This window comes from Defluviicoccus vanus (assembly GCF_014672695.1).
GTDB lineage: Bacteria > Pseudomonadota > Alphaproteobacteria > Rhodospirillales > Defluviicoccaceae > Defluviicoccus > Defluviicoccus vanus.
The window spans coordinates 461,273-474,319 of sequence record NZ_CP053923.1; the positions used below are offsets into that span (position 1 = coordinate 461,273).

A 13,047-nucleotide genomic window follows, 5' to 3' on the forward strand; every position below is an offset into this window, starting at 1 on the left:
ATCCCGCTGACATGACCATTGTTTCTTCCTCTGCTTCCACTCAAACGAGGCCGCCCTTGGAAATCGACGAGACGATCCTGACCGATCACCCGGTGGTGGGCTGCGACGGCGGTGGCGGCGCCCTCGGTCACCCGCTGGTCTACCTGCGCATCGGCGCCGCCCGTGACGTGGTCTGCCCCTACTGTTCGCGGCATTACGTCCTGAAGGACGGTGTCGCTCCGGTCGCGGACCACTGAGCGACCCCGCCATTTCTGCCGCGCCGCCCGCGCCACGTCTTTCTCGTCGACGGCTCGGGCTTCATCTTTCGCGCCTTCCACAAGCTGCCGCCGATGACGCGGCCGGATGGCACGCCGGTCAATGCCGTCTTCGGCTTCACCACCATGTTGATGAAGCTGCTGCGGGAGACGGACGCCGATCACTTGGCGGTGATTTTTGACGCTGCCCGACATACCTTTCGCAACGAGATCTACCCGGCTTACAAGGCGCAGCGACCGGATCCGCCGGAAGAACTGATTCCGCAGTTCGCGCTGATCCGCGACGCGGTCAACGCCTTCAACGTCGCCTGTATCGAGTCACCCGGCTACGAGGCGGACGATCTCATTGCCACCTATTCCCGCCTCGCCCGTGAGGTCGGCGCCGAGGTCACCATCGTCTCCTCGGACAAGGACCTGATGCAGCTGATCGGCGAAGGCGTCAGCATGTTCGATCCGGTCAACAACAGGATGATCGGCGCCGACGCGGTGAAGGACAAGTTCGGCGTCAGTCCGGCCCAGGTTATCGATGTCCAAGCGCTGGCCGGCGATCCCGTCGACAACGTTCCCGGTGTATCCGGCATTGGAGAAAAACCNGCTATTCATCTGATTCAGCAGTTTGGCGATTTTGAAAGTCTTCTTACAGCGGCATCAGATATGAGCTACCTGGATTCAGTCCACTTAGATTTAAGGAACAAAATCAGTAATAGAATTGAAGAGATCGCAGGCCGTCCTGTCAAAATTAATGATCAAAAAGACCTTGGAAAGCTATTGTTTGACGAATTTAAATTCNNGAAGGTGAAAAAAGATAGTAAAGACAAATACGTAGCCGACACAAAGACTCTGGAGTATCTTGCGGCGCGTGGTGTTGAAATAGCGCGCTTAATCTTGGATGCTAGACTGCATTCAAAGTTTGCAAGTTCCTTGGCGAGAAAGCTCAGAGAGCAAGCCGAAGCGGCGCGCATCTCGAAACAGCTGGTCACCTTGCGCGATGACATTGCGGTGCCGCTGCCACTGACCGGTCTGGCGAAGCAAGCGCCGGACGATCAGGCGCTTAAGGCCTTCCTGCAGGCACAGGCGTTCAAGTCGCTGCTGACACGGCTGGATGGTCCGGCCAGCACCACCGCAGCAGCACTGCCAACCGGCAGCCCTCCGATGACGCCAGCCGCGCCNGGGGAAAGCGCCTACGAGTTGGTTACCACCGAGGCAGCGCTGCAGCGCTGGATCGAGACCGCCAGCGCAACCGGCTATGTCGCTGTCGATACGGAGACCACGTCGCTGGATGCGCTCCGTGCCGAACTGGTGGGTGTCTCGCTGGCAACCGCTTCCGGCCGCGCCTGCTACATTCCCCTCGCCCACCGCTCGCCGGACGGCCCCCTTGCCGGCGGTGCCCCGATCATCCAGATCGATCGCGCCCGGGCACTCGCGCTGCTGCAACCGCTGCTGCAGGACGAAAGCGTCCTCAAGATCGGCCAGAATATCAAGTACGACATGGAGGTGTTCGCCCGCTACGGGGTCAGCGTTCACCCCATCGACGATACGATGCTGCTCTCCTACGTCCTCGAAGGTGGGTTGCACGGCCACGGCATGGACGAGTTGGCGCAACTCCACCTCAACCACACGACGATCAAGTATGCGGAGGTAGCCGGTAGCGGCAAGTCACAGATCACCTTCGACCTGGTACCCCTGGAGCGGGCCTTACGCTACGCGGCGGAAGACGCCGATGTGACGTGGCAGCTGCATCAGGCGCTGAAGCCGCGCCTGCTCGCTGAGCGACTCGTCTCCGTCTACGAGACACTGGAGCGGCCGCTGGTGCCGGTGCTGGTGGCGATGGAACAGGCGGGGGTGCTGGTGGATGCGACACAACTGGCGCGGCTGAGCCTGGATTTCGCCCGTCGGCTGGAGGAACTGGAGGGGGAGATTCACCGCCTCGCCAACGTTCGATTCAACATCGGCTCGCCGAAGCAGCTGGGAGAGGTGCTGTTCGACAAGCTGGGCCTCGCCGGCGGCAAGAAGGGCAAGACCGGAGCCTACGCCACCGGCGCCGAGGTGCTGGAGGACCTGGCGGCACAGGGGCTGGACCTGCCGGCGCGGGTGCTCGACTGGCGGCAACTGGCCAAACTGAAGTCCACCTACACCGACGCGCTCACCGGCCAGATCAACCCGGAGACCGGCCGCGTCCACACCAGCTATCAGCAGGCGGTCGCCAGCACCGGTCGGCTCTCGTCCTCCGATCCCAATCTGCAGAACATCCCGGTTCGCTCCGAGGAAGGACGCAAGATTCGCCGTGCCTTCATCGCAGCGCCCGGTTGCGTCCTGCTGAGCGCCGACTATTCGCAGATCGAGTTGCGGTTGCTGGCGCACGTGGCTGACATCGCCGCGCTGAAGGATGCGTTCAGCGCCGGGCTCGATATTCACGCGATGACCGCAAGCCAAGTCTTCGGGGTGCCGGTGGAGGGGATGGACCCGTCGATTCGCCGCAAGGCCAAGGCGATAAACTTCGGTATTATCTATGGTATTTCGGCATTCGGCCTCGCCCGTCAACTCGGTATTCCACGCGCCGAAGCCGGCGCCTATATCGATGCCTATTTCGCCCGCTATCCCGGAATCCGTGACTACATGGAGCGCGCCAAAGCCGATGCGCGCGCACGCGGTTTCGTCACTACGCTGTTCGGCCGCCGTTGCCACGCCCGCGGCATCGCTGATCGCAATGCGTCGGTACGCAATTTCGCCGAACGAGCGGCGATCAACGCGCCGATCCAGGGTAGCGCCGCCGATATCATCAAGCGCGCGATGATTCGGCTGCCCGACGCACTCGCACACGCCGGGCTCTCGGCACGGATGCTGCTGCAGGTACACGACGAACTGCTGTTCGAGTTACCCGCGGCCGAAGCAGAAGCGACGCGCGCGTTGGTCAAGCGGGAGATGGAGACGGTGATCCGGTTGAGTGTGCCGCTCGTCGTCGATACCGGCCTGGGGGCCAACTGGGACGAAGCCCACTGAGCGGAGGTTGGGAGCGCCGCCCCCTCCTGTGGGGGGGGATAGAGGGGACGGCGCCCCCTGTGGCCCACTCACGTGTTCAACTGAGGAACCCGATAAGGCGGACCACAATCTAGAATGCCAAAAGGATTAAATGCCTATATGATTAACGAATCTAGCTGCAACCGCGAACTTCCTAATAGATATTAAACCATACGGCTCACGCCTCGACAATCGAACAATTATGACAATGTGGCCATCATCGTGCGTAAGGTGGTGTCAGGAACTGCGCTCACGCTGACGCCAGTCCCCTCGGGCCGGCTCGCGCGCTGGCCTACGGCTCATAGCACCAAACGCATCGCGTATCGCCAAACGTCGCCGTGAACGGATCGCTACGGCTGGGCCGCTGATCCCGAATCGGACCCTACGCTGCGGCGTTTTTCAGCTTCGCACTGAGTTGCAACGACAGCGGCGAGGCGGCATAGGCATCGGTCACCACTTCGATGTAGGCCCCGGTTCCGCCATTGCCGGCGGCATCGAGCGCCGCGTCGAGTTCGCCGCATGTGGTGACGCGGCGTGCAACCCAGTCGTCGCAGCCGAAGGTGTGCGGCAGTTCGGCGTAGCGCCAGCGGGCGATGTCGTTATAGGCGGCGGCCGGGTCCTTGCAGAGCAGCCGCTCGATCAGATAGCCGTCGTTGTTGAGCACGAAGACGACCGGCTTCAGGCCGAGCCGGGCAAATTGTCCCAGTTCCTGTACCGTACACTGATGCGAGCCATCGCCGGTGATGAGGATGACGCGACGATCCGGCGCCGCCACGGCGGTGCCGAACGCCGCCGGGGTCGCCCAGCCGATGGCGCCCCACAGGGCCTGATTGTAAAAATTGGCACCGGCTGGCATGTGCGCGAAGGCAAGACCCATCGATGCGGTCCCGGTCTCGGCAACGAGCATGTCCTGCGGCCGCAGGAATTGCGCCCAGCGGGGATAAAGAGCTTCGGCGGTAATCGGATCGTCGCCGGTGCCGGTCACCGGGCCGAGAGATCGGACGTTGAGCCGGCTCCACCCGCGGTGCGGCAGCGCCACCGCCAACGCGGCGAGCAGGTCGCCCATCTCGACGCTGGAAAAGACATGGCCGTCGAGGCTGACGTTGTGCTGGTCGATCGCAATGGTCCGCGCCGGATCAAGCCGCGCCGTGAAGGCGCCCGTGTTGAAGTCGGTCATCAGCGTGCCCACCGTAAGCAGGCGGTCGCTACCTTCAACCAGTTCCCGCACATCGTCGTTCATCAGCGCGCCGTCATACATCCCGGCATAGGCCGGCTGCTGTTCGTCGAGCACGGTCTTGTCGTGGAACATGGTGGCAAAGGGTAGGCCGGATGCGTCGACCAGGGCCTGCAGGCGGCCACTCAGACCGGCGCGAGCCACCAGCAGCCCCGGCAGCAGGCAGGCCGTCTCCGCCGCGGCGAGCGCCTCGACGATCGCCTGCGTGGCCTCGGCGAGGGCGGTCGCGTCGCTGCGCGGCCGCAACAGCGGCGCCCCCTGGCCCACCACCTGCTGGCGCGCCAGATCGGCAGGAAAGGACATATAGACGGGCCGCCGGTGATAGAGGGCCTCGGCGATGAGCCGCTCCGTCTCGTAGACCGCGTTCTGCGGCGTTAGCATCGCATGGGCGCAGACCACTGGCTCGCTCATGCGGTGAAACAAGCTATATTCGCCGTCGCCGAGCGTGTGATGGACGATGGCGCGCGCCCGCTGGACCGCCATGCGCGGCATTCCAACGAGATGAAAAACCGGCAGCCGTTCCGCATAGGCGCCGGCAATGCCGGCGAGAGCGGCCAGTTCACCGACGCCATAGGTCGTGCAGACAGCACCAACACCGCGGATGCGGGCATAGCCTTCGGCAGCATAGGCGGCGTTCAACTCATTGCAGCAGCCGATCCAGCGCAGTTGCGGGTCGGCACAGATGGCGTCGTTCACCGGAAAGGCGAAGTCCCCGGGCACGCCGAACACGTCGGAACAGCCGATCTCGCGCAGCCGGCGCAGGACATACTGGATGACGGTCTCGTCCATCAGTTCCTCCTTTGCATGTGCGGCTTGAAGGCCTTGCGCCGGTGCTCCAGTTTTGTTCGTAGCCAGTCCTGTTCGCAATGGTGCGGACGGGGGACTCGAACCCCCACTCCCTTGCGAGAAGCAGATTTTCGTACCACTTCGGCTTTCGCCGCCGCCAAACAACCGTCTCCCTGGCGTTCGTGGTCTGGACTATCCCTTCGCCATGGCCGGCCGACAGCGCCGCGAGGCAGTGTCGACAGGCCGCAGGCGCCGCCCGTCTAGTCTCTACACCGTCCCCCTGCAGGCGAGGCACCCTCGTCCCCACCCTCAGAAGGCTTGGCTCGGGATTGGCCTGGGTTGCCCGTTAGCGTTCCCCGAGTTTGAGCGGTTCTGCACCGCGGGTTTCCCCGCGGGCACTCCAAATCAAGTCTGCTGCGTCTACCGGTTTCGCCACGTCCGCATTCGCGCCCGGTGCCTGCCCGGGATCAGCCGACCCGTCATGCGGGCCGCTGCACCCCGAGGAAGACGCCCCGGCACTGGTGGCGGGCATGTTAGCAGAGATGGAGGACAGTCTGCACGCTGCAGAAGCGACAATCCTGCAACGCCAGCCCCGTCGGCGCAGCCAAGGCGGCCGCATTCATCGGCTGATGTTGGACAAGGCTGCATCACCGCCGGCGAGGTGGTCAGCCCCGCTCTCGCCGGCGGTGTAGTCACGCAAAAAGCGGATGAAGTCCGCAAACGGTCGCGGTGGGCTGAATCTGAACCCCTGCGCCCGATCGCACCCCTCGGCGCGGAGAAATTCAAGCTGAGCCGCCGTTTCGACGCCTTCGGCGACAACGCCGAGGCCAAGATTGTGCGCCAGGGCGATGATAGCCCGGACGATCGCCTCTGCCTCGCGATCGTGCCCCAGATTGGCGATGAAGGTGCTGTCGATCTTCAAGCGATCCACCGGCAGCGCGTGCAGGCTGGCGAGGTTGGAATACCCGGTCCCGAAGTCGTCGATTGATACACTGACCCCGAGATCACGCAACCGCGCCAGGCTCTGCAGGCTGGAGGAAGTCAACTCGGACGGCAAAAACATCTGCTCGGTGACCTCTACCTCCAGCCAGCCGAAATCGCAGCTCAACCGCTGTGCGACCTGCTCCAGGGTTCGAACCAGTTCGTCGCCGCGGAATTCATTGGGCGACACGTTGATGGCGACGGAGAAGGGTGGTTGCAGTAGACGCTGATAGGCGATGGCGTCACCGCAGGCGTGTTCAAGAACCCAACCGCCGAGGCGGCCGAGGAGGCCGCCCGACTCGGCAACGTCGAGAAACTCGGCCGGAAGGAGCAGGCCGCGGCCGGGATGCCGCCAGCGCAGCAGCGCCTCAGCGCAGACAATACGGCGATCAGCCAGGTCGATCTGCGGCTGATAATGCAGCTCGAACTCCTGACGGATGAGGGCATGCCGCAGGTCCGCTTCCACCGCCTTGCGCAGCTCGACGCGGGCGGACATTTCGACGGAGTAGAACCGGTAACTGCCACGGTGATCGATCTTGGCGCGATAGAGAGCCAGATCGGCATTGCGCATCAGTTCATCCACCATCTGGCCATCGCCCGGACTGAGGGTGATGCCGATCGTTACGCCGATGTGGATGTCCTGGCCGTCGAGAAGAAACGCCTCGGTGAGGCGATCGGTGATTTTCTGCGCCACCGAGGCGGCGACGGTCGCTGCTTCCTGATCTTTCAGGTCGGCGAGAATGATGGCGAATTCATCGCCGCCGAGGCGCGCCGGTGGCTCCGACTGCCGGACACAGGCACGGAGCCGGCAGGCAACGTCGATGAGAAGGCGATCGCCGGCGGAATGGCCGAGTGAGTCGTTGACGTCCTTGAACCGGTCCAAGTCGAGCAGGAGAACCGCCAGCGTCTCGCCAGATCGCTGCGTCCGCGCCACTGCCTGCATCAGCTGGTCACGAAACAGCGCCCGGTTCGGCAGCCCCGTCAGCGGGTCCCTGAGCGCGAGTTGCTGAATATCATGCTCTGTCGTCTTGCGGTCGATCGCCGCCGCCAGCATGTTGGCAATCGACTCAAGGTAGGAGACGTCGGCGAGGGCAAAGTTGCGAATTCGCTGGTCGGAAGCCTCCAACACCCCCAAGGGCCGCTTGCCGCCGAGAATCACCACATCAACGACGCTTGCCACGCCACCGTCGAGGAGTGCGGGCGGCACATTGAACCGGGTCTCTTGCGCCAGATCGGGGCTAATCACCGGCCGACGCGTCATCAGCGCGTATCCTGCGGGCGAATCATAGCCCTCGGGCAGTTGGTCACCGCTGCTCGATGCATCGGCACCATCCAAAGCGAGGCGAACCGTAAAGCCGCGCCCGTCAGAGGGGTGATCGAGGATCGCCGCCCGCGGCACGCTCAGCCCCTTGCGCACCAGCGCCAGCGCCTCAAGAAAGAGGGTATCGAGATCGATGCCGGACAGGGCCTTTTGACCGAAGGCAGCGATTGCCGCNNACTGACGTTTGGCGTATTGCTCCAGTGCTGCCTCAGCGCGCCTGCGGACCGCAATGTCGCGAAACAGCCGCGCATTGATCGCTTCCAGCTGCACGGTCCGTTGCCCGACACGCGCCTCCAGCGAGCGAACCAGTTCGGAATTCTCCGATCGCAGCGCCAGCGACTGGACCAGCCAGCGATTCGTCCGTTGGCCAAGCAGAACGATGCCGACAAGGTAGACAGCGCACGCCGCCGCCATGACCAGCTGTGGCGGATTGCCGACCGCCAGCAGACTGGTGGTAAACGGCAGGATCGACGGCAGCAGATAGGCATAAAAGGCGGGCATCACCGGCGTCAGCGAGGCAACCGTTCCTGCCCCCATGCCGCCGAGCACGAAGCCCATGACCATCTGCCCTGGTTCGCCCGCCTGCAAGCAGAACATGGCGCCGGCGGCGCCCCACAGCAGGCCGCTCGTGGCTGAACCGATAACCGCGACCCGGCGCCACCGCCGGCCTTCGCCCCCATCCGTCCGCCGCTGAAATTGCCGCCACAGCACGAGACGGACCGCGACCATCGCCAGCATCGACAAGTACCAGGCAAGCAACAGCGGTTGCGGCACGTCATTGACGAACACCGCGGCAACCAGCGAGGCATTGATCACATTGGCTGCCAGCACCACCGGCCAGGAGGCAAACGCTGTTACCAGCAACGCCTGCCTCAGCGCCAGGTCACGTTCGCTCGCGGCCCCTGATACGCCTGCGGAGCAGGCGTGGGCTGGTTTTCGTCCGCCTTGCTCATTGCGACGTGCGCCTCGTCCCTGCCCTGATTGCGCATCCCTGGTCTATCAGGCGTCGCGGCCCAGTACCCCCCGCCGCTTCAGCCTTGGACGCACCACAGGCTCTGGGACCCATACGGGTCGGCTGTCAGCATCCGTTCTAGACAGCATCTTCACCCGTACGAGGACAAAAGAAAAGTCCATCTTGCACCGTGAGGCGAGCCGAAAGTCGTATCCGTTGGCCTCGGTTGGCCTCGGCGCTTCCGGAGTGCCGACGTCAGCCCAACTGGCCGTGGCAATGTTTGAACTTCTTGCCCGACCCACAAGGACACGCTGCATTGCGGGCAACACGCCCCCAGGTGCTTGGATCGGCAGGGTTGACGCTGACGGTCGTCTGGCGGGATCGCACCGGACTCGCCGTCATCACCGATCCGGCCTCGAAATCGCCCTCCTCCGACTGTCCGGCGAAGGCCGGGTCTTGACGGGATTCCACCATGTGCGACGGCAGAGTTTGCGGCGGCAGTGCCTCCTCCAGCGGCTGCTCCTGGCGCAATTCCACGTGCGCGAGCACCTGCGTCACCCGTTCGCGCAATCGTTCAAGCAACGCTTCGAACAGATTGAACGCTTCCCGCTTGTATTCATTCAGCGGGTCACGCTGACCGTAGGAGCGCAGATGAATGCCCTGGCGCAAGTGGTCGAGCGTCAGCAGGTGCTCTTTCCACACCTGATCGAGCAACTGCAACAGCAGACTTTTCTCGATCATCCGCATGATGTCGACGCCGTAATTGGCCGCCTTCTCTGCCATCATCCGGTCGGCGAGGTCGGTGAGGCGGTCGCGGATCTCCGCATCGGCGATGCCTTCTTCCTTCGCCCAGTCAGCAAGCGGCAGATCGAGGGCGAAAATGCGCATGACCTCGGTGTGCAGCCCCTCGACGTTCCACTTTTCGGCGTAGGCATTGGGCGGAATATGCCGCTGCACCAGCGCCTCGATGACGCTGTGGCGCATCTCGGTAACCGTCTGGGAAACATCTTCAACCTGCATCAGCTCGCGCCGCTGCTCGTAGACCACCTTGCGCTGGTCGTTCATCACGTCGTCGAACTTGAGCAGGTTCTTGCGGATATCGAAGTTGCGCGCCTCGACCTTCTGCTGCGCCTTCTCCAGCGCTTTGTTCACCCAGGGATGGGTGATTGCTTCGCCCGCCTGCAATCCCAGCCGCTGCAGCATGCCGTCAATGCGGTTGGAGCCGAAGATGCGCATCAGGTCGTCTTCAAGGGAGAGGTAGAATTTCGATGCGCCAGGATCGCCTTGCCGGCCAGACCGGCCGCGAAGCTGATTGTCGATCCGCCGGCTCTCGTGCCGTTCGGTGCCGATAATCATCAAACCGCCCGCGGCCAGCACCGTCTCTCGGTCAGCGGCAACCTCGGCGCGAATGCGGGCGCGGCCGGCGTCGTCATCAGCGTCGCTGAGCTCGTGGCGTATGCGCATATCGGCGTTGCCGCCGAGCTGAATGTCGGTGCCACGGCCCGCCATGTTGGTGGCGATCGTCACGGTGCTGCTGCCGCCGGCCTGTGCGACGATCTGCGCCTCGCGGTCATGATAGCGGGCGTTGAGCACGTTGTGACGAATCTTGTGCTTCTTCAGCAGCGCCGACAGGTGCTCGGACTTTTCGATCGAGACGGTGCCGACGAGCACCGGCTGGCCACGCTGCTGACAATCCTCGATCTGGGCAACGATGGCGTCGTTCTTTTCGCTGGCGGTGCGGTAAACCTCATCGTCGAAATCTTCGCGGCGGACCGGAACATTGGTCGGAATATCGACAACATCGAGATTGTAAATCTCGCTGAACTCCTCCGACTCGGTCATCGCCGTACCGGTCATGCCGGCAAGCTTGGGATAGAGGCGGAAGTAATTCTGGAAGGTGATCGAGGCCAGGGTTTGATTTTCCTGCTGGACGGTCACACCCTCCTTCGCCTCCAGCGCCTGATGCAGGCCGTCGGAATAGCGGCGACCTTCCATCATCCGGCCGGTAAACTCGTCAATGATGATGATCTTGTCGTCCTTGACGATGTAATCCACGTCGCGCGTAAACAGCTTGTGCGCCCGCAGTGCCTGACCGCCGTGATGCACCAGCGATACGTTGGCAATGTCGTACATGTCGCCGGCGACCAGCAGGCCTTCCTCGCGCAGCAACTCTTCCATCCGCTCGTTGCCGCTCTCGGTCAACGAGACGGCGCGCGCCTTTTCATCTTTCTCGAAATCTTCGTCGGCAAGGTGCGGAATCAAGCGGTTGATGCGAATGTAGAGTTCGGAGGAATCTTCCGCCGGCCCGGAGATGATCAAAGGCGTTCTCGCCTCGTCGATCAGGATCGAATCCACCTCATCGACGATCGCGTAGTTGAAGGCCCGCTGGACCATGTCCGGTAGGCGGAACTTCATGTTGTCGCGGAGATAATCGAAGCCGAACTCATTATTGGTGCCGTAGGTCACGTCGCAGGCGTAGGCGGCGCGCCGCTGGTCATCGCCCAGACCGTGCACGATGCAGCCAACGCTCAGGCCGAGAAAGCGATAGATCGCCCCCATCCAGTCCGCGTCACGCTGTGCCAGATAGTCATTGACGGTAATGACGTGCACACCCTTGCCGGCGAGAGCATTCAGATAGACCGGCAGCGTTGCCACGAGCGTCTTGCCTTCGCCGGTCTTCATTTCGGCGATCTTGCCCTGGTGGAGGACGATCCCGCCCTTCAGCTGCACGTCGAAGTGGCGCTGTCCCAACACCCGCCTCGCCGCCTCGCGTACAGTGGCAAAGGCGTCGGCGAGGATCGCATCGAGCTGCTCGCCCGCCTCCAGCCGCCCGCGCAACATGTCGGTGCGGGCAATCAAGTCGGCATCGCTGAGAGACGTGAGACCCGGTTCGAGAGCATTGATCGCCTCGACCGATCGATTAAGCGTCTTCAGAAAGCGCTCGTTGGCGGTCCCGAATAACCGCTTGGCGATGGCTCCGAACATCCGTGATTCCTCAGATTGCCGGGCGAAAACGGCGGCGACATCCTCGCACCACCCGTGCCCGCTGAGATAAAGAGCCGCCCAACCCCTGTCAATGCAAGTGCCGGTAACACTCCGCCTAGGCTCTACTGGATGCAAGCGGGCAACTGCGTGGCGGTCGCCACAATGATGGCAGTGCGCCATGTCCCCTTGTCCGCCGGATACGGGTGTGCATCATGGCGGCGTTTCCTCGAGTTATACCCTCCCATCGCGGTGTCAGTCATGACCAAAGTCTCGCCCTTCGCGCCTGCGCACTTTCCCGATCTGCCTGTCGTCGGCGGCGTGCGTCTCGCCGTGGCCGCCGCCGGGATTCGCTATCGTGATCGCAACGACCTGCTGTTGGCCGAGTTCGATCGCGGGACGAGCGTCGCCGGCGTGTTCACCCGCTCGCAAACGGCGGCGGCGCCGGTGCAGTGGTGTCGTGACGCCATCGGCCAGGGCCAGGCGCGGGCGCTGGTGGTCAACGCCGGCAATGCCAATGCGTTCACCGGCACCGATGGCCCGGTGGTGGTGGAAACGACGGTCAGTGCGACAACGCACCTGTTCAATTGTCGTCCGTCGCAGGTGCTGGTCGCCTCCACCGGCGTCATTGGTGAGCCGCTGCCGGTGGACCGCCTGACCGCCGCCCTGCCCGACCTGCACCTACGGTTGGGCGAAGCCGATTGGCAGGCCGCGGCGCGCACCATCGCCACCACCGATACCTTTGCCAAGGGCGCCGGCTGCCGCGTCGAGATCGAAGGTACGCCGGTGGCGATCGCCGGCATCGCCAAGGGATCGGGGATGATCGCCCCCGACATGGCGACGATGCTGGCATTCATATTCACCGATGCATCGATCACCGCACCGGCGCTGCAGACCATTCTCGCCGCGGCGACCGCCCGCAGTTTCAACTGCATCACCGTCGACGGCGATACCTCCACCAATGATACGGTGCTGATGTTTGCCACCGGCAGCGCCGGCCCGCGCTCCTTCGACGATCCCGCCGACCCGAAACTGGCCGCCTTCCGCGCTGGCGTCGATGCGGTGTGCCTCGATCTGGCACAGCAGGTGGTCCGCGACGGTGAAGGGGTGAGCAAGTTCGTCAGTATCACCATCACCGGTGCTCAGGACGCCGACTCGGCCCGCCACATCGGCCTCACCGTCGCCAATTCGCCGCTGGTGAAGACGGCGATCGCCGGCTCCGATGCCAACTGGGGGCGGATCGTCGCCGCCGTCGGCCGCGCCGGCGAATGGATCGACCGCGACCGCTTGGCGATCCGCATCGGCGGCGTCCTGATCACCGAGGACGGCGGCCCCCTGCCCGACTACGACGAGACGCCGGTGGCCGAACACATGCGCGGGCGGGAGATCGCCATCGAGATCGACGTGGGCGTCAGCGACGGCAGCGCCACCGTCTGGACCGGCGATCTGACCCACGGTTACATCGACATCAATGCCGACTACCGCTCCTGAATCGTCAGTCCCCCGGCGGCGCGCGGCT

Annotated in this window: 6 protein-coding genes; 3 read left to right on the plus strand and 3 right to left on the minus strand. The window is 63.7% G+C overall.

Going from position 1 to position 13,047, the window contains the following annotated elements; genetic code table 11:
- Positions 1-56: 56 nt before the first annotated feature.
- Positions 57-236 (plus strand): zinc-finger domain-containing protein, encoded by a 180-nt coding sequence (locus tag HQ394_RS02115; RefSeq protein ID WP_407644709.1) that lies wholly within the window; start codon positions 57-59, stop codon positions 234-236.
- A gap of 15 nt (positions 237-251) precedes the next feature.
- Positions 252-3,254, plus strand: coding sequence for a DNA polymerase I (gene polA / locus HQ394_RS02120; RefSeq protein WP_223292008.1), 3,003 nt, complete (start codon positions 252-254; stop codon positions 3,252-3,254).
- Positions 3,255-3,654: 400 nt separating this feature from the next.
- On the opposite strand, the gene HQ394_RS02125 is transcribed toward polA, so the two are convergent.
- From HQ394_RS02125 to secA, 3 genes are all read right to left on the minus strand, one after another.
- A complete protein-coding gene (locus HQ394_RS02125; RefSeq protein ID WP_190261819.1) occupies positions 3,655-5,295 on the minus strand; it encodes an alpha-keto acid decarboxylase family protein in 1,641 nt (546 codons plus the stop codon).
- Between the two features lie 616 nt (positions 5,296-5,911).
- Positions 5,912-8,332, minus strand: a complete 2,421-nt coding sequence (locus tag HQ394_RS02130) for a putative bifunctional diguanylate cyclase/phosphodiesterase (protein WP_456151521.1) — start codon at positions 8,330-8,332, stop codon at positions 5,912-5,914.
- 469 nt (positions 8,333-8,801) lie between these two features.
- Entirely contained in the window at positions 8,802-11,531 is a 2,730-nt protein-coding gene (secA, locus tag HQ394_RS02135; protein WP_190261821.1) for a preprotein translocase subunit SecA, read from the minus strand.
- A gap of 258 nt (positions 11,532-11,789) precedes the next feature.
- Between secA and argJ the strand changes: the two genes are divergently transcribed.
- Positions 11,790-13,019 carry a bifunctional glutamate N-acetyltransferase/amino-acid acetyltransferase ArgJ gene (gene argJ / locus HQ394_RS02140; RefSeq protein WP_190261822.1) on the plus strand — a complete coding sequence of 410 codons (1,230 nt, stop codon included), beginning with the start codon at positions 11,790-11,792 and terminating at the stop codon, positions 13,017-13,019.
- Positions 13,020-13,047: the final 28 nt, after the last annotated feature.